At 74.7% G+C, this 20,971-nt stretch carries 16 protein-coding genes and 1 riboswitch; of the genes, 6 read left to right on the forward strand and 10 right to left on the reverse strand.

Features of this window, described 5'->3' with window-relative positions:
* Window positions 1–30 precede the first annotated feature (30 nt).
* Complete coding sequence (locus tag RTG05_RS03210; protein WP_166527435.1) at window positions 31–852, reverse strand: HAD family hydrolase; 822 nt, start codon at window positions 850–852, stop codon at window positions 31–33.
* Between the two features lie 60 nt (window positions 853–912).
* Window positions 913–1,042, forward strand: a riboswitch (SAM riboswitch).
* Window positions 1,043–1,054: 12 nt separating this feature from the next.
* Here RTG05_RS03210 and thrC point away from each other — a divergent pair.
* The 3 genes from thrC (at window position 1,055) to groL (ending at window position 5,070) form a co-directional block, all read left to right on the forward strand.
* Window positions 1,055–2,356 carry a threonine synthase gene (thrC, locus tag RTG05_RS03215; protein WP_208104766.1) on the forward strand — a complete coding sequence of 434 codons (1,302 nt, stop codon included), beginning with the start codon at window positions 1,055–1,057 and terminating at the stop codon, window positions 2,354–2,356.
* Between the two features lie 186 nt (window positions 2,357–2,542).
* Entirely contained in the window at window positions 2,543–2,743 is a 201-nt protein-coding gene (locus tag RTG05_RS03220) for a cold-shock protein (RefSeq protein ID WP_089306482.1), read from the forward strand.
* A 698-nt stretch (window positions 2,744–3,441) separates the two neighbouring features.
* Window positions 3,442–5,070 carry a chaperonin GroEL gene (gene groL, locus RTG05_RS03225; RefSeq protein ID WP_166527436.1) on the forward strand — a complete coding sequence of 543 codons (1,629 nt, stop codon included), beginning with the start codon at window positions 3,442–3,444 and terminating at the stop codon, window positions 5,068–5,070.
* A 133-nt stretch (window positions 5,071–5,203) separates the two neighbouring features.
* On the opposite strand, the gene RTG05_RS03230 is transcribed toward groL, so the two are convergent.
* On the reverse strand, window positions 5,204–6,607 hold the full coding sequence (locus RTG05_RS03230) for a glucose-6-phosphate dehydrogenase (RefSeq protein ID WP_315912279.1): 1,404 nt from the start codon (window positions 6,605–6,607) through the stop codon (window positions 5,204–5,206).
* A gap of 84 nt (window positions 6,608–6,691) precedes the next feature.
* Between RTG05_RS03230 and RTG05_RS03235 the strand changes: the two genes are divergently transcribed.
* A complete protein-coding gene (locus RTG05_RS03235; RefSeq protein ID WP_166527437.1) occupies window positions 6,692–7,549 on the forward strand; it encodes a DUF72 domain-containing protein in 858 nt (285 codons plus the stop codon).
* Here the strand turns inward: RTG05_RS03235 and RTG05_RS03240 are convergent.
* On the reverse strand, window positions 7,534–8,379 hold the full coding sequence (locus tag RTG05_RS03240; RefSeq protein ID WP_208104767.1) for a hypothetical protein: 846 nt from the start codon (window positions 8,377–8,379) through the stop codon (window positions 7,534–7,536). The genes RTG05_RS03235 and RTG05_RS03240 overlap by 16 nt on opposite strands.
* A gap of 104 nt (window positions 8,380–8,483) precedes the next feature.
* On the reverse strand, window positions 8,484–9,482 hold the full coding sequence (locus RTG05_RS03245; RefSeq protein ID WP_166527438.1) for a Gfo/Idh/MocA family protein: 999 nt from the start codon (window positions 9,480–9,482) through the stop codon (window positions 8,484–8,486).
* A gap of 36 nt (window positions 9,483–9,518) precedes the next feature.
* On the opposite strand from RTG05_RS03245, the gene RTG05_RS03250 reads away from it, so the two are divergent.
* Window positions 9,519–9,809 (forward strand): DUF4031 domain-containing protein, encoded by a 291-nt coding sequence (locus RTG05_RS03250; protein WP_166527439.1) that lies wholly within the window; start codon window positions 9,519–9,521, stop codon window positions 9,807–9,809.
* On the opposite strand, the gene RTG05_RS03255 is transcribed toward RTG05_RS03250, so the two are convergent.
* Complete coding sequence (locus RTG05_RS03255; RefSeq protein WP_166527440.1) at window positions 9,766–10,395, reverse strand: HD domain-containing protein; 630 nt, start codon at window positions 10,393–10,395, stop codon at window positions 9,766–9,768. The two genes, RTG05_RS03250 and RTG05_RS03255, sit on opposite strands and share 44 nt — an antisense overlap.
* Entirely contained in the window at window positions 10,392–11,663 is a 1,272-nt protein-coding gene (locus tag RTG05_RS03260) for an ArgE/DapE family deacylase (protein ID WP_166527441.1), read from the reverse strand. Before RTG05_RS03260 ends, RTG05_RS03255 begins: the two co-directional genes overlap by 4 nt.
* A 281-nt stretch (window positions 11,664–11,944) precedes the next feature.
* Here RTG05_RS03260 and RTG05_RS03265 point away from each other — a divergent pair, with 281 nt between their 5' ends.
* Window positions 11,945–13,255 (forward strand): MFS transporter, encoded by a 1,311-nt coding sequence (locus RTG05_RS03265; RefSeq protein WP_166527442.1) that lies wholly within the window; start codon window positions 11,945–11,947, stop codon window positions 13,253–13,255.
* 46 nt (window positions 13,256–13,301) lie between these two features.
* On the opposite strand, the gene RTG05_RS03270 is transcribed toward RTG05_RS03265, so the two are convergent.
* The 4 genes from RTG05_RS03270 to RTG05_RS03285 form a co-directional block, all read right to left on the reverse strand.
* Window positions 13,302–13,550 (reverse strand): DUF6458 family protein, encoded by a 249-nt coding sequence (locus RTG05_RS03270; RefSeq protein WP_166527443.1) that lies wholly within the window; start codon window positions 13,548–13,550, stop codon window positions 13,302–13,304.
* A 280-nt stretch (window positions 13,551–13,830) separates the two neighbouring features.
* Entirely contained in the window at window positions 13,831–15,603 is a 1,773-nt protein-coding gene (locus RTG05_RS03275) for a DEAD/DEAH box helicase (RefSeq protein WP_166527444.1), read from the reverse strand.
* Between the two features lie 1,238 nt (window positions 15,604–16,841).
* Window positions 16,842–18,527 carry a DNA repair helicase XPB gene (locus RTG05_RS03280; RefSeq protein ID WP_166527445.1) on the reverse strand — a complete coding sequence of 562 codons (1,686 nt, stop codon included), beginning with the start codon at window positions 18,525–18,527 and terminating at the stop codon, window positions 16,842–16,844.
* A 147-nt stretch (window positions 18,528–18,674) separates the two neighbouring features.
* A complete protein-coding gene (locus RTG05_RS03285; protein ID WP_315912280.1) occupies window positions 18,675–20,933 on the reverse strand; it encodes a helicase-associated domain-containing protein in 2,259 nt (752 codons plus the stop codon).
* Between the last annotated feature and the right edge of the window lie 38 nt (window positions 20,934–20,971).

The raw sequence follows: 20,971 nt of genomic DNA on the forward strand, positions 1-20,971 counted from the left end.
GTGACGGTTCCCGCCACCGGGCGACTCCGACTACAGGCTGGCGCGGACGGCCTGGGCCCAGCCCTCGCCCATCGCGGCGTCGGTCACCGTCACGTTGGGGACGGCGGCCAGCAGGTCGGCCATCCCTTCCACCCCGGCCCCGTTGGCGGTGATCCACAGCCGGTCGACCGCCGGCGCCATCTCCAGGTCGCTGACGCTGTCGCCGATCGCCACCGCGTCGGCCGGGGTCAGCCCGCGCCGCTGCAGGTCCCAGGCGATGGCCGCGCCCTTGGTGATCCCGCGCGGCATCAGGTGGTACACCCGCGGCGGCGCCTCGGCGGGGGCCAGCGTCGTGCGGGCCGTGCGCGGCAGCGCGCCGTTGTCCTTGAGGGTGAGCCAGCCCAGCCCGCGCTCGGCCAGCCAGGCGTCCACCGCGAGCGGGTCGAGGCGGCCGCGCAGCAGGGCGTCGGTCTCGTGGGTGGCGTGCCAGGGCGCGTGCCACTCGACCCGGCCGGGGTGCTCGGCGACCAGGGCGTCGACCACCCCGAGCTCGGCCATCACCGCCATCGGCGCGCGTCCGGCGTGCTCGGGGGGCAGGGCACCGGTCAGCCGGTGGGTCTGCCGGGCGGCGTCCCAGCTGATGGTGGCCCCCAGCTCGGCGATGGCGCCGTCGGCGGCGAAGATCCGGGCCGCCTCCACCACCTGCTCGAAGGTGCGCCCGCTCACCAGCACCAGGGCGACGCCGGCGCGGTGCAGCTCCAGCAGGGTGGCCGCCGGGTCGGCGGTCAGCTCGCGGCCCTCGGTGTGCCAGAACGAGCCGCGCGGCCCGACCATCGTGCCGTCCAGGTCGGTGTAGACGACGCGCGTGCTCACCGGCCCATCCTGGCCCCGACCGCGCCGGGGTCGGCCACCTGGGTAGAGTCCGTCGCGTTCCACTCATCCAGAGGGGCAGAGGGACACGGCCCGCTGAAGCCCCGGCAACCGCCACCGAGCGCACGCACTCGGCGGGAGGTGCCAATTCCGTCCCGCGCGGCTCGACGGCCCGACGCGGGGAAGATGAGGAGGTAGTCGTCGCATGACCCTGACCGCTCCCGGTTCTGTCCAGGCCGACTCCGCCGCCGGCGGGCCCGTGCCGCCGAACCCCGCCCGCGGCCTCGTCTGTCGCAACTGCGGCGCCACCTTCGGGCTCATCGCCGAGCACGCCTGCGCGGAGTGCTTCGGCCCGCTGGAGGTCGACTACGACCCCGAGCTGATGCGTGCGGTGAGCCGCGCGCAGATCGAGGCCGGTCCGCAGAACATCTGGCGCTACGTCGCGCTGCTCCCCGTCGGTCAGGACCCCGCCGACCGCGTCACCCTGGACCCCGGCCTGACCCCGCTGGTGCGCGCCGACCGGCTGGCCGCCGAGCTCGGCATGACCGGTGGCCTGTGGGTCAAGGACGACTCGGCCAACCCCACGCACTCCTTCAAGGACCGCGTGGTCAGCATGGCCGCCACCGCCGCCCGCCGGCTGGGCTACCGGAAGATCGCCGCCGCCTCGACCGGCAACCTGGCCAACTCGGTGGCCGCGCACGCCGCGCGCGCCGGCCTGCCCTCGTACGTCTTCATCCCCAGCGACCTCGAGCCGGGCAAGGTCGTGCAGTCGGCGGTCTACGGGCAGACGCTGGTCGCCGTCGACGGCAGCTACGACGACGTCAACCGGCTGACCAGCGAGCTCGCCGAGACCGACGAGTTCGAGGACACCGCCTTCGTCAACCAGAACGTGCGGCCCTACTACGCCGAGGGCTCCAAGACGATGGGCTACGAGATCGCCGAGCAGCTCGGCTGGCGGATCCCGGCCCAGGTCGTCGTCCCGATGGCGTCGGGCTCGCTGCTCACCAAGGTGGACAAGGCGTTCCGCGAGCTGGTCGCCGCCGGCATCGTCGAGGCCACCGAGTGGCGGGTCTTCGGCGCCCAGTCGGCCGGTTGCGACCCGATCGCCACCGCCTTCGACAACGGCTGGGACGTCGTCAAGCCGGTGAAGCCGACCGGGATCGCCAAGTCGCTGAACATCGGCAACCCCGCCGACGGCCCGTACGCCCTGGACGCCATCCGGCGCACCGGCGGCGCCGTGGGCCGGGTCGGCGACGCCGAGATCGTGCAGGGCATCCGCGACCTGGCCCGCACCACCGGCGTGTTCGCCGAGACCGCGGGCGGGGTGACCGTCGCGGTGCTGCGGCAGCTGGTCGAGGACGGCCGGCTGGACCCGTCGCAGGAGACGGTCGTCCTCAACACCGGCGAGGGCCTCAAGACCCTCGACCCGCTGCTGCCGGTGGTCGCACCGACCCACCACGTCTCGCCGTCGCTGTCCTCGGCCCGGCAGGCCGGTCTGATCGGGTAGCCGGTCGGGGGAACGCCTCCCTCGATCCGGTGTGTCACGGACGTGACCCTGGTCTCAACGCGGGCCGCTGTGCTGTACGTTTCCCCGCGGTTCGGTTCCACGTTCGTGTCCGACGGGCGGAAGAGCTCGACCCGGCCTCCCTGGTCGGTGGGAGGTCGTCCGGACGCACGAGACGTGGGAGCGCGCGTGGCACAGGGCACCGTGAAGTGGTTCAACGCCGAGAAGGGCTTCGGCTTCATCGCCGTCGACGGCGGTCAGGACGTCTTCGTCCACTACTCGGCCATCCAGATGGACGGGTACAAGAGCCTCGACGAGGGCCAGCGCGTCGAGTTCGAGGTCGTCCAGGGGTCCAAGGGTCCGCAGGCGGACGCCGTCCGCAGCGCCTGATCCCTGCAGCGAAGGCCCGGCTCCTCGAGGGAGCCGGGCCTTCGTCGTGTCAGGGGGATGGCACCTCGGGGACGCGACGGGCTCCCGCAGGGACGACCGACGAGCGGGGCCCCGGAGGGGTCCCCGAGGAGCGGCCGGGTGGGCTCCAAGCACTGACGGCCTCGGTGCAGGGGCCCGCGCCGAGCCTGCGAGGTGTGGGGGGCACCGAGGTCCTTCCGGGCACGTGGTCGCGGTGGCCGGGACGAGCGGGGCCCCGGAGGGGTCCCCGAGGAGCGGCCGGGTGGGCTCCGCGCAGGTCGGGGACGGCACGTGGTCGCGGTGGCCGGGACGAGCGGGGCCCCGGAGGGGTCCCCGAGGAGCGGCCGGGTGGGCTCCGCGCAGGTCGGGGACGGCACGTGGTCGCGGTGGCCGGGACGAGCGGGGCCCCGGAGGGGTCCCCCAGGAGCGGCCGGGTGGGCTCCACGCAGGTCGGGGACGGCACCTGGCCGCGGTCGTCGTCCGGAGGACGACAGTGTTGTTGCACTCGGCAGGGGCGAGTGCCAGACTCGGGATTGGCACTCGACAGTGCCGAGTGCCAATCAGGTCGGATCGGTGAGGCACTGGCGTGCGGGCCGACGGAGTGCCCGTCCCGCCGGTGTCGTCCGTCGCGGGCGCCGGTCCCGGCCGTGCAGCGATCCATGCATGGAGGACATCACCACATGGCCAAGATGATCGCCTTCGAGGAAGAGGCCCGCCGCGGCCTCGAGCGGGGCATGAACACCCTCGCCGACGCCGTCAAGGTGACCCTGGGCCCCAAGGGCCGCAACGTCGTCCTGGAGAAGAAGTGGGGTGCCCCCACCATCACCAACGACGGTGTGAGCATCGCCAAGGAGATCGAGCTCGAGGACCCGTGGGAGAAGATCGGCGCCGAGCTGGTCAAGGAGGTCGCGAAGAAGACCGACGACGTCGCGGGTGACGGCACCACCACCGCCACCGTGCTCGCCCAGGCACTCGTCCGCGAGGGTCTGCGCAACGTCGCCGCCGGCGCCAACCCGATGGCCCTGAAGAAGGGCATCGAGAAGGCCGTCGAGTCGGTCACCGCGTACCTGCTCTCCACCGCCAAGGACGTCGAGACCAAGGAGCAGATCGCCGCCACCGCGTCGATCTCCGCCGCCGACACCGCCATCGGTGAGCTCATCGCCGAGGCGATGGACAAGGTCGGCAAGGAGGGCGTCATCACCGTCGAGGAGAGCAACACCTTCGGCCTGGAGCTCGAGCTCACCGAGGGCATGCGCTTCGACAAGGGCTACATCTCGCCCTACTTCGTCACCGACGCCGAGCGCATGGAGGCCGTCCTCGACGACCCGTACGTGCTCGTCGTCAACAGCAAGATCAGCTCGGTCAAGGACCTGCTCCCGCTGCTGGAGAAGGTCATGCAGTCGGGCAAGCCGCTGGCCATCATCTCCGAGGACGTCGAGGGCGAGGCCCTGGCGACCCTGGTCGTGAACAAGATCCGCGGCACCTTCAAGTCCGTCGCCGTCAAGGCCCCGGGCTTCGGCGACCGCCGCAAGGCCATGCTGACCGACATCGCCATCCTCACCGGTGGCCAGGTCATCAGCGAGGAGGTCGGCCTGAAGCTGGAGTCGGCCGGCGTCGAGCTGCTCGGTCGGGCCCGCAAGGTCGTCGTCACCAAGGACGAGACGACGATCGTCGAGGGCGCCGGTGACACCGACCAGATCTCCGGCCGGGTCAACCAGATCCGCGCCGAGATCGAGAAGTCGGACTCCGACTACGACCGCGAGAAGCTGCAGGAGCGCCTGGCCAAGCTGGCCGGTGGCGTCGCCGTCATCAAGGCCGGCGCCGCGACCGAGGTCGAGCTCAAGGAGCGCAAGCACCGCATCGAGGACGCGGTGCGCAACGCCAAGGCCGCCGTCGAGGAGGGCATCGTCGCCGGTGGTGGCGTCGCCCTCGCGCAGGCCACGGCCGTCGCGTTCGACAAGCTCGAGCTGACCGGTGACGAGGCGACCGGTGCCAACATCGTGCGCGTCGCGCTCGAGGCCCCGCTGAAGCAGATCGCCGTCAACGCCGGCCTCGAGGGCGGCGTCGTGGCGGAGAAGGTCCGCAACTCCGAGACCGGCTGGGGCCTCAACGCCGCCTCCGGGGAGTACGTGGACCTGGTCGGGGCCGGCATCATTGACCCGGCCAAGGTCACCCGCTCGGCGCTGCAGAACGCCGCCTCCATCGCGGCGCTCTTCCTCACCACCGAGGCCGTCATCGCCGACAAGCCGGAGAAGAACGCCCCGGCCATGGCCGGTGGCGATGGCGGCATGGGCGGCATGGACTTCTAACGAAGGACCCCTCCACCCCCCAGGCCTCGCGAGCTCGGCCTGGGACCCTGCGGAGGGGCCGTTCCAAAACGTCACCTACAGGGGCGGTCCCGCATCGCGGGGCCGCCCCTGTGGTGTCCGGGCGTCCCCGAGGTCAGGAGCCGAGCAGCCAGCCGGCCGGCTCGGCCAGCGCGTCGGCCTCCACCGGCCCCCAGGAGCCCGGCGCGTAGCGGTACACCCGTGGCGGCCGCTCCTGCAGCGGGGCGAACGCCCGCCAGGCGTGGGCCAGCCCGTCGCTGCTGGTGAACAGCGACCGGTCACCGACCAGGACGTCGTGCAGCAGTGAGACGTAGGGCGGCAGCGGCGTCCCACCGGGCACGTCGGCCAGTTGCAGCGTGGCCGTCGCCGCGGCCAGGGCGAGGTCCGGGCCGGGCTGCTTGGCGACCACCTGCAGGTCCACCGCCCCGGACCCCGACAGCGACAGGGACAGCACGTTGCCGTGCCCCGGGACGTCGGTCACCGGCCCGTCCGGTCGGCGCAGCAGCAGGCTGACCCGCTGCTCGCCGGCGGCCATCCGCTTGCCGGTGCGCAGCACGAACGGCACGCCCCGCCAGCGGTCGGTGTCCACCCACAGCCGGGCGGCCACGTAGGTGTCGGTCCGCGAGTCGTCGGCCACGCCGTCGAGGTCGGTGTAGCCGTCGAACTGCCCGAGCACCACCTCCGCGGGGTCCAGCGGCCGGAAGGCGGCCAGCACCCCCTCGCGGGCGGCCTGCAGATCGGCGGGGGAGAAGCTGGCCGGCGGCTCCATCGCCACCTCGGCGGCGAGCTGGAACAGGTGGGTGACCAGCATGTCCAGGGCAGCACCGGTGGCGTCGTAGAACTCCGCGCGCCCGGCGACGTCGAGGTCCTCCGGGACGTCGATCTGCACCTGCGCGACGTGCTCGCGGCTCCACACGTGCCCGAACAGTCCGTTGGCGAAGCGCAGGACGTGCAGGTCCTGGGTGCCCTCCTTGCCCAGGAAGTGGTCGATGCGGAAGACCTGGTCCTCCGCCAGCACGGAGAGCACCAGCTCGTCGAGCTCCCGGAATCCCTGCGGTGAGGTGCCGTAGGGCTTCTCGTAGACGACCCGGGAGCCCTCGGTGAGCCCGTGCCGCTGCAGGCCCCGGGTGAGCTTGGCGAAGGCCTCCGGGGGCGTGGCCAGGTAGTGGACGAGCTGGGGCCGCCCGCCGAGCTCCGCCCGCGCCTCGGCCAGGACGTCGAGCAGGCTGCCGGGGTCGGACTCGTCGAACCCGCCGCCGGCGAAGCGCAGCCGACCGGCGAAGTCCGCCCACCCGTCGTCGGCGCCGTCCCCGAACGGGCCGAACTCGGTGAGCGCGTCGTGCACCCGCCCGGCGAACTCCTCGTGGGACACGTCGCCGCGGCCGTTGCCGACCAGCCGCCAGTCCTGCGGCAGCAGGCCGCGCTGGGCGAGCTCCCAGAAGGCGGGCAGCACCATCCGGCGGGCCAGGTCGCCGGTGGCGCCGTAGAGCACGAACACGGTCGCAGGGAGGTCGGTCACGGTCCCGGCTGTGCCCGGGGCACGGTCCGGTCACGCGTCGGCCCGCGTGCGGTGCCGGGTCGGGTGACCGGGTAGAGGCCGGCCGTGGCGGTGGTGATCGGGACGTCGGGGTGGCAGTACCGCGACTGGCGCGGCCGCTTCTACCCGCCGCGGCTGCCCCAGCGGCTGTGGCTGGAGCACCACGCCGCGCACTTCGCCACCGTCGAGAGCAACAACGCCTTCTACCGGCTGCCTGAGCGGGCCACCTTCGCGGCCTGGCGGGCGCGCACCCCGCCGGACGTGCGGTGGGCGGTCAAGGCGAGCCGGTTCCTCACCCACGTCAGGCGCCTGCGCGACCCCGAGGAGCCGGTCGCCCGGCTGGTGGACCGCGTCGCCGGGCTGGGCGACCGGCTGGCCGCCGTCCTGCTGCAGCTGCCGCCGACGCTCCGGGCCGACCCGGGCCTGCTGCGGGACTGCCTGCAGCAGTTCCCGGCCGGCACCCGGGTCGCCGTCGAACCACGGCACGACTCGTGGTGGACCGACGAGGTGCGCGCGGTGCTGGAGCGCCACGGGGCCGCGCTGTGCTGGGCCGACCGGGCCGAGCAGCCGGTCACGCCGCTGTGGCGCACCGCGGAGTGGGGCTACCTGCGGCTGCACACCGGGGCGGAGGGCTGGGCGTACCGCCCGGAGACGCTGCAGGCCTGGGCCGAGCGGCTGTCGGCGACCTACGGGGACGCCGACGTGCTGGTCTACCTCAACAACGACCCGGGCGGGGCGGCGGTCACCGACGCGGTCGCCCTCGCTGAGGCGGTGCGCCGGACCGGCCGGACGCCGACCCGGGTGCCCACGCTCGACCAGGCGACCGGCCGCGCGTGGACCTCCCCGGCAACGCCGCAGGCCGGGACCCCGCTCGGTGGAGCGGGACCCGGCCTGCCGGAGGGTGGGGGTCAGCCGTCGGCCTGACCCCGGCCCTGGCCCTGGCCCTGGCCGTTGCCGGGGCCGCGCCCGGCGCCCTCGCGGGCCTCCTCGGCCTCCCGGGCCTGCTCCTCGGCCTCCCGGGCCGCTTCCCGGGCCTGCGCCTCGGCCTCCCGGGCGGCCTCTCGGGCCTGCGCCTCGGCCTCCCGAGCCGCTTCCCGGGCCTGCGCCTCGGCCTCCCGGGCGGCCTCGCGGGCCTGCTCGTCGGCCGCCTCCTGCGCCGCGCGGGCCGGCTGGTCGTCCGCGGGGGCCTGCTCCTTGGCCGCTCGGACGGCCTCCCGGACCTGCGGCCCGACCTGGACCCCGGCCTCCCGGGCCTGCTGCGCCGCCGTACGGGCGGCCTCGCTGACCTGCCGTCCCGGGGCGTCGGCACCGCCGGTCCCGTCCTCGTCGCCGGTGGTGTCACCGTCCTCCGTGCCCTCGGTGCCGTCGGTCCCGTCCGTGCCGGTCCCGTCGGTGGTGTCCTCGGGTGCCTCCTCGACGGGGGCTGCGGTCTCCGGGGCCGCCTCAGGGGAGTCGGTGACCGACCCGTCGGTCCCGGTGGTGGTGTCGGTGGTGCCCGTGGTCGTCGTCCCGTCGGGGACGGTGCCGGGGTCCGCACCGGTCGGGCCGGTGTCGGTGGAGTCGGGCAGGTCGAACGGCGAGACGACCTCGACGGCCCCGGCGACGGCGTCCTGCACCGGTGTCGGCAGGGCGTCGGCGGCGCCGGCGCCGGTCACGCCGGCCACGGCGATGCCGAGCCCGGCCGTCGCCTGGGCGACGGTGCTCGCGCCGGCGATCTTCGCCGCGAGTGCGGCCAGGCCCTCGATGACTGCCATGCGGGTGTGCTCCTGGGGGTCGGTGGCCCGCAGGTGCGGACCGTCCCCGGTGCATCGGCCGGTGCGCGGCCGTCCTGGAGCCGGGTCACCCGGCAGTGGGGTGCCTAGCCGAGCGCCCCCGGGTCCTCCCGGTGTCGCACACCGAGCTGCTCGGCGGCCTCGCCGAGCACCGACTGGACGGCGAGGGTGTCCGCCAGCGGCACGACCGCGCTCTCCGTCCGCCCCTCGCGCAGACAGGCGGTCACCTCGGCGAACTCGTGGGAGTAGCCCGTGCCCGTCGGCGGGAGGGTGGTCTCCTCGGGCTCCGCGCCGGTGCGGTGCAGCACGATCGTCCGCGGGTGGTGGAAGCGGGGGAGGACGTCGATCCAGCCCGCCGTGCCGAAGACCCGTGCCTGCCCCGGTGTCGGGTGGCGCAGCGAGGTGGTCAGCGTGGCCGAGCGGCCGTCGGCGTACCCGAGCAGCAGCGCGGCCTCGGCGTCGACACCGGTGGGGAACAGCGAGCCGGTGGCGCGGACCGTGTCGGGGGTGCCGAGCAGCATCTGGGCGAAGGACACGACGTAGACGCCGAGGTCCAGCAGCGCGCCGCCGCCGAGTTCGTGGGCGAACAACCGGTCGGCCGGGTCGTAGTCGCGGGCCACGCCCAGGTCGGCCTGCACCGACCGCACCTCGCCGATCGCGCCGTCGGCCACCAGCTCGCGCAGCCGGACGACGGCCGGCTGGACGCGGGTCCACATCGCCTCCATGACGAAGACGCCGCGGTCGCGGGCCCGCCCGACCACCTCGCGCGCGCCCTCGGGGGTGGCGGTGAACGCCTTCTCCACCAGCAGCGCCTTCCCGGCGTCGAGGGCGGCCAGGGCCACCGCGTGGTGCTGCGGGTGCGGCGTGGCCACGTACAGGACGTCGACGTCCGGGTCGGCCAGGATGTCGGCGTAGCAGCCGTGCGCGCGCTCCAACCCGTGCCGCTGCGCGAACGCCGCCGCGCGGTCGGCCGAGCGGGAGGCGACCGCGACCGGCCGGGCGCCGGGCACGTGCGCGAAGTCCGGCATGACGCTCTCGGCGATGCGGCCCGGCCCGACGACGCCCCAGCGGATCTCCTCGCTCACCAGCAGCACCGTAGTGCGACCGGCAGACTGGGGTCCGTGGCGGTGCTCATCGACCCCCCGGTGTGGCCGTGGCGCGGGCGCCGCTGGTCGCACCTGGTCAGCGACGTCTCCTACGCGGAGCTGCACGCCTTCGTCGCCGCGGAACTCGGCATCCCGCGGCGGGCGTTCCAGGGCGACCACTACGACGTCCCGGCCGACCTGTACGACGTGGCCGTGGCCGCCGGCGCCGAGCCGGTCGGCTGCCGTGAGCTGCTGGCCCGGCTGGTGGCGGCCGGCCTGCGGCTCAGGAGGGGACGCGCGCCCGCAGCAGGCCCAGCTCCGCGGTGAGGTTGGCCCGCGCCCGCGGCGTCCAGGCCTCGGCCAGGTCCGGCAGCCGGTACAGCGCCGGCAGCGCCAGCAGGTGCTCCAGCACGGCGATCCGGCCGGCGGTGAAGTCCGCGTCGGACAGGTGCGCGTACTCCTCGCGGACCGCGGAGGCGTAGGCGGCGTAGGCCTCGGGCGGGCCGGCCAGCACGGCCAGGTCGGCGTCGCAGAGCACCGCGCCGTCCGCGTCGTCCGGCGCCGGGTCGTGGTCGGCGGTGAGCCGCACCAGCCGGGCCACCTCCTCGACCCGCCGCTCGGGCACCAGCCCGCGCAGCCCGGCGCGCGCCCGCTCCGCGCTGACCTGCTCGTTGTCGTCGCGGCGGGGGTCGTAGACGACGTCGTGGTACCAGGCGGCCAGCCGCACCGCGGCGGGGTCGGCCGCCGCGTCGGCCAGTTCCCCGACCAGCCCGAGGACGGCGGCCAGGTGCGCCAGGTCGTGGTAGCGGCGGTGCGGTTCGCCCCATGCCGCGACGACGGCGGCCCACTCGGTGCGCGACGTGGGGGAGTCGCCGGCCAGCCGCGCCCAGGCCTCGAACCCGACGAGCGTCACGCCACCCCGCAGGTGCGCAGGGTCAGCAGCGCGAACGCCCGTGCCGCGGTGACCAGCTCGTCCACCGGCACCCGCTCCTGCGGTCCGTGCGCCAGCCGCAGGTCGCCGGGGCCGTGGTGCAGCGTCGGCACCCCGGCGGCCGCGTACAGCCGCAGGTCGGTGCCGGCCGGCACGGCCCCCTCGGGTGGCGTCCCGGCGCCCGTGTCGGCGACCGCCCGCCGGACGGCCGGCAGCAGCGGGTGCCCGGGCGGCAGCGCGCCGCTGGCGAAGGCGCCGCCGGTCCAGGTCAGCCGCACCGGGTGGTCGGCCAGCCAGGGGTCGGCTGCGCACACCTCGGCGAGCCGGGCGGCCAGGGCCGCGCGCGCCGCGGCGACGTCCTCGCCGAGCCGCACGCCGTAGCGGCCCTCGGCGACCAGCCGGTCGGGGACGGAGCTCGCCCAGTCCCCGGCCACCACCCGCCCGACGCTGATGCCGTAGGGGTACGGGGCGCCGCCGAAGCGCGGGTCGGCGCCTACTTGCCGCTCGGCCTCGAACGCGCGCAACCCGGCGTGCACCGTCGCGAACAGCTCGACCGCGCTGACCCCGCGGTCGCGGTGCGCGGCGTGCGCGGCCAGGCCGGTCACCTCCAGCCGGAAGGTCAGCGCGCCGGCGGCGGCGGTGACCACGGCGCCGGCGGTCGGCTCGGGGATCACGCAGACCTCGCCGCGGTGCCCGCGCCGCAGCGTCGCCCAGGCGCCGAGGCCGCCGTCCTCCTCGCCGACGACCGCGTGCACCGCGACCGGCCGGGCCAGCCGCACCCCCGCCGTCCGGACGGCGGCCAGGGCGGTGAGGACGGCGGCGACGCCGGCCTTCATGTCGCAGGCGCCGCGGCCGTGCACCGCCCCGCCGGCGAGCCGCGGGTCGAAGGGGTCCCCCGGCCACAGCGCGCGGTCGCCGGGCGGGACGACGTCGGTGTGACCGCAGAGCACCAGTGCCGGCAGGCCGTCCTCGGCGGCCGGGAGGGTGCCGACGACCCCCCACGCCTCGGTGCGGTCGACCTCCTGGCCCGGTGCGTCCGGCGCCGCGGCCGCGGCCGCCAGGTCGATCGGCCAGCGGTCGACGGCGAGGCCGAGCTCGTCGAGCCGGTCGGCGACGAGGTGCTGGACCTCGCCCTCGGCGGGGGTGCCGCCGACCGAGGGCACGGCCACCAGCTCGCGCAGCCGGGCGACCGCCGCCGTGGGGTCGACGGCCGCCAGCACGTCCGCCTCGACGGTCGTCAGGTCGGCCACGGCCGGAGTCTCGCACGCCAACTCGCCGGTCCGGACCCGTGTGCGCGGCCGGGAGCGGGGGTAGCGTCAGGAGCGTCCGGGCCGGGTGCATCGTGCCCCCGGGTGCCATTTGGTTACGCCTTCACGGACCACCGCCCCGACCCCGGTCGGGGGCCTGGAGCCGCGTTGTGCATCTCGCCGCGAGGCGGCCGTCGCCCGGTCCGGACACCCCCGACGTGCCGCGCGTCACCGTCGGCTCTACGGTCGTCCCGTTCACCATCCGGGCGACGGCAGGAGTCCCCATGGCAGGCGCGGTCCAGCAGGGGCAGGGCACAGCGGTCGGTACCGGGGACCAGCACCGGCTCCCCGTCAAGACGCTGGTGTCGGCCAGCATCGGCAACGCCGTCGAGTGGTTCGACTGGACGGTGTACGCCACCTTCGTCGTCTTCTTCGCCGGCCAGTTCTTCCCGGCGGAGAACGACGCGCTGGCGCTGATCGGCGCCACCTCCACCTACGCCCTGGCCTTCTTCTTCCGGCCGCTCGGTGGTCTGCTGCTGGGCCGGTTCGCCGACCTGCGCGGCCGCAAGGCCGGCATGCTGCTGACCATCCTGCTGATGGCCGGCGGCTCGATGGTGATCGCCATCCTGCCGACCTACGAGCAGGTGGGCTGGCTGGCGCCGATCGGGCTGCTGCTCGCGCGCATCGCGCAGGGCATGTCACTCGGCGGCGAGGTGTCCAACGCTTCGGCCTACCTCGGGGAGATCGCGCCGCCGGCGTGGCGGGGCCGGTACTCGTCGTTCTTCTACGTCTCCACCGGCTCGGCGCTGCTGGCGGCGTCCCTGCTCGGCGTGCTGCTGACCAGCATCCTGAGCCAGGACCAGCTGGAGTCGTGGGGCTGGCGGATCGCCTTCTTCATCGGCGGCGTGCTCGGCCTGGTCGGCATGTGGCTGCGCCGGTCGCTGGTGGAGACCGAGCAGTTCGAGGAGAACGCGGAGAAGGCCCGGGCGACGAAGAACCCGCTGCTGCAGACGATCAAGCACCACCCCAAGGCCGTGCTGCAGCTGTGCGCCTTCACCCTGCTCTCGACGTTCTCCTACTACACGTTCTTCAGTGCCCTGACCCCGTTCGCGATCACCTTCCGCGGGGCCGACAAGACCGACGTCTTCATCGCGCTGTCGATCGGCACCGCGCTGTTCGTGGCGCTGTGCTACCCGTTCGGTGCGCTGTCGGACCGGTTCGGCCGCAAGCCGCAGATGCTGGTGTGGTCCGGGGCCATCGCGGTGCTCATCGTGCCGCTGTCCTTCCTGGTGCAGGACAACCTGTTCTCCCTGATCGTGGTGTTCTGCACGGGGCTGGGCCTCTATGCCCTCTTCGCCTCGATCGCCCCGGCGATCATGAGCGAGCTGTTCCCCACGGAGCTGCGGGCCACCGGGATCGGCGCCTGGTACAACCTGACGGTCGCGCTCTTCGGCGGCACCGCCCCGCTGGTGATCACCGCGCTGTCGGAGGCCGGCCGGCCGCTGTGGTTCTTCTGGTACGTCGCAGCCGGTGCGGCCATCGCCTTCGCCGTCATCCTCACGCTGAAGGAGACCAAGGGCACCGAGCTGCGCTGAGCACCGGGCCGGGCCGCCGTCCGCGGGGACGGCGGCCCGGTGCGGGTCAGCGGGTCTCCTCCGTGGTGCTGCGGCGGACCGGGGCGCCGGCAGCGGGGTCGACGTAGGCGTCGGTGCGGGTGACCCGGCGCCGCTTGGGCCCCCAGACGGCGACCTCCAGGACGATGCCGAGCGCGCCGGCGGCCATGAGGATCCAGCCGACGACCCGCAGGTCGATGCCGCTCACGTCGACGCGCAGGGCGAACGTCAGGACCGCGCCGAGCGCGAGCAGGACGATGCCAGTTCCCAGCCGCATGTGCGGACTCCTCTCTCGGTCCCGGGCGTGCCAGCCCCGGTCGGGGCCCACGGGAGTCGCCCGGGGGTTCAGCCTCGCCCGCGCCGGGTCCGGTGAACCGCTCCGGGGGCCCGACGTCCCCCCATCGGGGTGCCCGGGCGCCCGCCGGAGTGCCCGGTCGGGCAGCTGTCCGGCACGCCGGGCTGTCGCCGGCCCCCGGCACACGCGTCGACCATCGGCGGGTGGCCGGTCGACACGCCGCCCCGGGCAGCCACCCGCCGATGATCACGGCGGACAGGGCTCAGAGCATGGTGCGCAGGCGCTCCCGGCGGGCGCGCAGCACGTCGACCGACGCCGACGCCGACGGCGGACCGGGCACGTGCTTGCGCAGCTCGGTGTGCACCACCCCGTGCGGCCGTGAGGTCCTGGCGGCGACCCGGGCGACCAGCCGGTTGACCTCCCGGCGGAGCTCCGCGGCGTCGCGCCAGGAGCGGCCGGCGTCCTCCTCGTCGGGGTGGTCCTGCACCAGCGGGAGCTCGCCGGTGTCGTCGGGGGCGGAGGCGCGCTGGGCGATGCGCAGCCGCAGCTCGTCGTCCCGGCGGGCCAGCAGCGACGCGGTCTGCTCGGGGGTGAGCAGCCCGGGGATGCCGAGGAACTCCTCGTCCTCGGCCGCCACCGGTCCGCCCGAGCCGGTGTGCGCGGTGCCGCTGTGCAGCACGTGCGCGAAGCGGGCGTCGGCCTCCAGCGCCTCGAACTGCTGGGCCGTGACCGGCTCGCGCTCCTCCGCCGACAGCGGCTCGAGGTCCAGCTCGTCGCCCTGCACGGTCTTCGGCGGGGGCAGCACGTGGTTGCGCTGCTCCTCCATCGAGGCGGCGAGGGTCAGCAGCGGCCGCACGGCGGGCAGGAACACCGTCGCGGACTCGTGCGCCGCCCGGGCGCGGACCACGCGGCCGACGGCCTGGGCGAAGAACAGCGGGGTGCGGTAGGAGGTCATCCAGGCCAGGACGGCGGCCCGCGGGACGTCGACGCCCTCGGAGATCATCCGCACGCAGACCGCGATCCGCGCCGACCCGGTGGCGAACCGCTCGATCTTCTTGGACGCCTTGGGGTCGTCGGACAGGATCACCTCCGGCGCCTTCCCGGTGACCCGCCGGACGATCCGGGCGTAGGCGCGGGCGTCGTCCTGGTCGCTGGCGAGGATCAGCCCGGCGGCGTCGGGCATGCCGCCGTCGGTGCGCAGGTGGGTGATCCGGTCGTCCATGGCGGCGATGACGTGCGGCACCCACTGGCCCTTGGGGTCCAGCGCGGTGCGCCAGGCCTGCATCTCCACCGAGCGGGTGCCGGCCTCCGACAGGGAGGCGGCGACCACCTCGCCGGCGGAGTTCCGCCAGCGGGAGGTGCCGGTGTAGGCGGCGAACACGACCGGGCGGACGACGCTGTCGGCCAGCGCGTCGGCGTAGCCGTAGGTGTAGTCCGCGCGGCTGACCAACCCGCCCTGCTCGGCCTCGAAGCCGTCCTCCTCGTACCGGACGAAGGGGATGCGCTCGTCGGCCTTGGTCCGGAACGGCGTCCCGGTCAGGCAGAGTCGGCGGGCGGCCCGGCCGTAGGCCTCCTCGACCGCCTCGCCCCAGGACAGCCCGTCACCGGCGTGGTGCACCTCGTCGAGGACGACCAGCGTCTTGACGGTGGTGGAGCGGGCGGCGTGCAGCATCGGCTTGCCGGCGACCTGGGCGTAGGTGGTCACGTAGCCCTGGGTGCCGGCGCGCACCGGGCCGACGGCGTTGGTCAGCCCCGGGTCCAGGACGATGCCCATCCGGTCGGCGGCGTCGGCCCACTGCAGGCGCAGGTGGTCGGTCGGGCAGACCACGACCACGCGGGCGACCTCGCGCCGCTGCAGCAGCCTGGCGGCCAGGGTGAGCGCGAAGGTCGTCTTGCCCGCACCCGGCGTCGCGGTGACCAGGAAGTCCTTGGGAGACCGCTCCTCGTACTCCGCCAGGGCGGCCTGCTGCCAGGCCCGGAGCGGTCGGCCGGTCCTCTGCGGGGCGACCGCCTCCGCACGCGCTGCACTCGCCATGTCGGGGGCCATCCTGCCCGCGGCCCCGGGGACACGCCCAACCGGCCGCCTCCCGCGCGTGCCGCGGACGGCGACGTATGGCGCCGCGAGGCCCTGACCTGCGGATGATCAACCGCCTGGCGTTGAGTGTCCAATCAGCGCAGGCAGGCCCTAAGTGACTGTGGGTGCGCTTCGATGGCCTTCGCTCCGACCGGAGTTGGCGACGTTCCGTCGAGCGCCGCGTGGCGGCGGACCGAGCGGCGAGTTGCACTCGTATCCGCCTCTTAGCAAGGCATCGACTTGAGAGAGAAGTTCGTATCGCTAGCCAGGTAATGTCAGTCTGTTTTCGCCGCAGCATCCCGATGAAGCGGCCTTAGCGACTCGACAGCCCGAAGTGCGTGACCTCTTACGGCGCGCCTGAGGTTCGATTCTCAGGCGGGGCTCGACCTGTGCGGAATGCACAGGATGGCCGCCTAATCATTTTCCGGCGTCGCCTCGGGGCAAAGCAGATAAGGCTCGGATACGCTCGAGCGACTGTGAGGAGGTCGCATGTGGCTTGCTATCCGGTCTGCTGAAAGGTGCCGTCGGTGTCAACCTGCGAGCGCGGCGTTAAGCCGCCACGTGCTCGTAGAGCGACGTCGGCCCCGGCCCCCTGCCTCGGAGGAGGCGGGGACCGGGGCCAACAGCTTCCACCTTCGTGTCGGCGGAGGCTACGGTGACTGCGGCGCGCCTACTCCTGCAAGAGTGGACGCGTCAGGCCACCTCGGGCGGTCTAATGCGGCCGGAACCATTCAACGATCAGGCGCGCGAGACCAACAGCCAAGTTGGCCAGGCCCAGCCATGGCTTCTTAACCATGGCTGGGCCCTTGTCCTTTTCGGTCATTGTTTCCTCCTCTCATGTGTCGTATCAAACGGTCCCAGCGACCGCCCCAATAATGAGAAAAGCCCCGCGCCGCGATGGCGTGGGGCGTTCGAGCGTTGCTGACGCAGGGGTGTCAAAGCGAGTCTCGGGCACAGCTCCGCCCTGAGACCCAGCATTTGCTCAGCTCACCTAAGGGGAAACTATCGACATATAGGCGGATGCACAGTGACCTCCCTCAGGCGGCGCTGGGAGGGGAGTGGACAGAGCTCCCCCTCTCCCCGGAAGCTACAGCGAGCCTGTGGTTCGGGCAACACGTCGCGGCCGTTCGGGGGCGTGCCTTGAAGGCTCGGCTGTCGAGGTGTCGGCGCCGCATCACCGGGGCCGACACCTCGGGCCGTCAGTCGGCCGGCTCGTCGGCCCAGTCCGGGCCGTTGACCTCACCGGGACCGGCCAGGTCGGCGGCGTCCACGATCGTGTACGCGTAGCCCTGCTCGGCGAGGAACCGCTGGCGGTGCGCGGCGTACTCCGCGTCCAGGGTGTCCCGGCTGACCACCGTGTAGAAGTGCGCCTGCCGGCCGTCGGCCTTGGGCCGCAGCACCCGGCCGAGCCGCTGGGCCTCCTCCTGTCGGGAGCCGAAGGTGCCCGACACCTGGACGGCGACCGCGGCCTCGGGCAGGTCGATGGAGAAGTTGGCCACCTTGGACACGACCAGCGTCCGGACCTCCCCGCGGCGGAAGGCGTCGAACAGCTTCTCCCGCTCCCGGTTGGTCGTCGAGCCCTGGATCACCGGCGCGTCCAGCGCCCGCCCGAGCTCCTCGAGCTGGTCGAGGTAGGCCCCGATCACCAGCGAGGGCTCGTCGGGGTGCCGCTCGAGGACCCGCCGGATGACCGGCAGCTTGGAGGTGGCGGTCGCGGCGATCCGGTAGCGCTCCTCGGGCTCGGCGACCGCGTAGGTCATCCGCTCCTCGTCGTCCAGGGCGACCCGCACCTCGATGCACTCGGCCGGCGCGATGTGGCCCTGCGCCTCGATGTCCTTCCACGGCGCGTCGTAGCGCTTCGGGCCGATGAGGGAGAACACGTCGTCCTCCCGGCCGTCCTCGCGCACCAGGGTGGCGGTCAGCCCCAGCCGGCGGCGGGACTGCAGGTCGGCGGTCAGCCGGAAGATCGGGGCGGGGAGCAGGTGCACCTCGTCGTAGACGATCAGGCCCCAGTCCTGGGCGTCGAAGAGGTCCAGGTGCCGGTACTCGCCCTTCCGGCGGGTGGTGATCACCTGGTACGTGGCGATGGTGACCGGGCGGATCTCCTTGCGCTCCCCGGAGTACTCCCCGATCTCCTCCTCCGTCAGCGAGGTGCGCGCGATCAGCTCCCGCTTCCACTGCCGCCCGGAGACGGTGTTGGTGACCAGGATCAGCGTGGTCGCCTTGGCCTCCGCCATCGCCGCGGCGCCGACCAGCGTCTTGCCCGCCCCGCACGGCAGGACGACGACGCCCGAGCCGCCCGCCCAGAAGCCCTCGACGGCCTCCTGCTGGTAGTCGCGCAGGTGCCAGCCGGACTGGTCGAGCTCGATCGGGTGGGCCTGCCCGTCGACGTAGCCGGCGAGGTCCTCGGCGGGCCAGCCGATCTTGAGCAGCGCCTGCTTGAGCCGGCCGCGCTCCGAGGGATGGACGACGACGGTGTCCGGGTCGATCCGCGCACCGATCATCGGCGCCACCTTCTTGCTGCGGACGACCTCCTCCAGCACCGCGCGGTCCGACGTGGTGAGCACCAGGCCGTGCACCGGGTGGTTGGACAGCGTGAGCCGGCCGAAGCGGTCCATGGTGTCGGCGACGTCGACCAGCAGCGCGTGCGGCACGGGGTAGCGGGAGAAGCGCACCAGCGCGTCGACGACCTGCTCGGCGTCGTGCCCGGCGGCCCGGGCGTTCCACAGCGCCAGCGGCGTCACCCGGTAGGTGTGCACGTGCTCGGGGGAGCGCTCCAGCTCGGCGAACGGCGCGATCGCCGCGCGGCACTCGCGGGCTGCGGCGTGGTCGACCTCCAGCAGCAGCGTCTTGTCCGACTGGACGATCAGGGGGCCGTCAGACACGCGTGACCTCTCGGCAGGTGGTGGGGGGCGTCAGGACAACGACAGCGGGGAGCGGGTCCTTCCCGCGCCGCGGGCGCGCGGTTCGTGCACACGACGCTGTCAGTGGGCGTCCGGGACAGCGGTGGGTGCACACGACGCGGTCCCGGCTCAGGACGACGGCGCCAGGTCGTCGTCCTCCACCAGCGCGACCGAGGTGATCCGGTGGACGGCGAAGGTGCGGCTCTCCGCGCGGCGCTCGTCGTACCCCTGCAGGAAGCCGCCGGCCAGCGACACCGGCCGGACCACCCGCTGGCTGCCGCTGCCCTGGGCGTCGACGTAGCCCAGCCACACCGGCACGCCCTCGCGCACCGCCCGGGAGAGCAGCTCCAGGGTGCCCGCCGTGGTCACCCCGGGCACCTGGCGCACCGCCTCGCCGCGGCGGGCGGCCAGCGCGGCGTCCCCGGCCCGGACCTCCCGCACGGTCGCGGCCAGCTCGTCGGCGGTGAGCGGCCGCGGGGCCTGCACGGGGGCCCCGCCGGGACGCCGTCCCGCGGCGCGCGGCCGGGCCGGCGGGCGGGTGAGGACGGTCCCGCCGGGGGACTCGCCGGCCGGGGCGTACCCGGCGTCGCGCAGCACGGTCAGCACCTCGTCGGCACCGAGGGCGCTGACCAGCACCCCCGGCGCCAGCCGGCGCAGCTCGGCGGCGGCCGTGCGCCGGTCGCTCTGCACCTGGGAGAGCAGCCCGTGGTCGTCGGAGCGCACGTAGCTCTCGATGGCACCGACCCGCAGCCGGCCGTGCTGGCGGGCGACGTCGTCCACCAGGTAGTCCAGCGCCTGCGGCACCGGCGTCCGCGAGGCGCGGGCGAAGAAGCCGTGCAGGTCGGTGGCCGACCAGCCGGCGTCCAGGGCGCGGCGCACGGTCGCCTCGGTCACCCGGTAGACCGTCGCCCCGCCGGAGGACTCGACGTCCGCCACCACGGCGAGGGTGTCGGCCAGCTCGGCGACCAGCGGGCCGGGTGCGACCAGGGAGAGGTCGGGCTGGGCCAGCACGTGGTCGACCGGGTCGGGCAGCAGCCCGCGTACGCCGTCGACGGCGCCGTCCTCACCGGTGGCCAGCAGGCCGCGCCCGCCGGTGGACAGCACCCCGCCGACGACGACGCCGATCCGGGCCGCCTCGGCCAGCAGGTCGGGCACCGGGGCCAGCCGGTCGGCGCGCCGCGGGGTGCGCCAGCGCAGCAGCGCGACCAGGTCGCCGGGGGCGAGGCCGCGGCCGGGCGGGTACTCGGCCAGCGCGCAGAGGACCGAGCGGCGGATCGCCGGGGCGGTGTGCCGCACCAGGTCCGGTGACAGCGCGTTGACCGCCTTGCCCGCGACGTCGCGCTGCCCGGCGAGCGACGGCAGCCGGACGGTGGCCAGCCAGCCGGCGGCCAGGACGGCCCAGCGGTCCGGAAGCGGCTGCTCCCGCCACAGGTCGAAGGCGCGGGTGGGCAGCCACTCGTCGCGGTGCGGCCCACCGACGTCGAGCAGGCCGGCGGCGTGGGCCAGCTCCAGCAGCCAGCCGGCGTCCGGTTCGGCGACGTGCAGGGCCCGGGCCAGCCGCTTCTGGTCGCGGACGCCGACGCCGCCGCTGCGCAGCACCCCGGCCGGCTCCTCCTCCAGCAGGGCCAGCAGCTCGCCGACCCGGCCGATCGCCTCCATCGCCGCCCCGGCGGCCTGCCGGTCCACCACCGACGGGTCGCGCTCGACGGCGGCCGGCTCCGGGCGCAGCCGCGGCGGGCCGTACGGCCGGTGCCCGCGCTCCTGCAGGGCGACCTCCCGCGGCAGCTCGACGGTGAGCGCGTCGATGCGGGCCAGCAGCCCGTGCTGCAGCAGCCGGCGGGCGGGGGAGGCGGTACGGGCGTCGCCGTCCGGGAGGTGGCCCACCGGCCGGTCGCCGGCCAGCCGCTGCAGCACCTCCCGCTCCTCGGCCGGCAGCTCGGCCAGTGCCCGGGGCAGGTCGGCCGGCAGGGCGAGCCGCAGCTCGGTGGCCCGGCGGCCCAGGCCCGCCGGGTAGCGGACGGCGCGGCGCACCGGCTCCGTGGCGCGCAGCACGTCGTCGCCCCACAGCAGCGCGCGGGTGGTCAGCCGGTCGACGGCGCTGTCGAGCACCGGGTCGGGGACCTCGGGCAGCGCCGCGGGCAGGTCGGCGGCGTCCACCCCGTCGGTGCCGGCGAGCAGCACCACGTCGAGGACCTGCAGCGTGGCGGCGTCCAGCTCGTCGAGGGCCCGGTCGACCGACACCGGCACGGCCAGCCGGCTGGCCAGCGCGACCACGTCGGAGGGGGCCGGGCGGGCCACGTCGGGCCGGGCGGCCAGCAGCGCGGCGAGCTGATCGTCGCTGCGGGTGCGCAACCAGGCCGCGAGCGTCGCGGGAGCGGGCGAGGACATCCGGTCCACGTTACGACGCCCTCCCGGCCGGTGCCCCT

The sequence above is a fragment of the Geodermatophilus sp. DSM 44513 genome, assembly GCF_032460525.1.
Classification (GTDB): Bacteria; Actinomycetota; Actinomycetes; order Mycobacteriales; family Geodermatophilaceae; genus Geodermatophilus.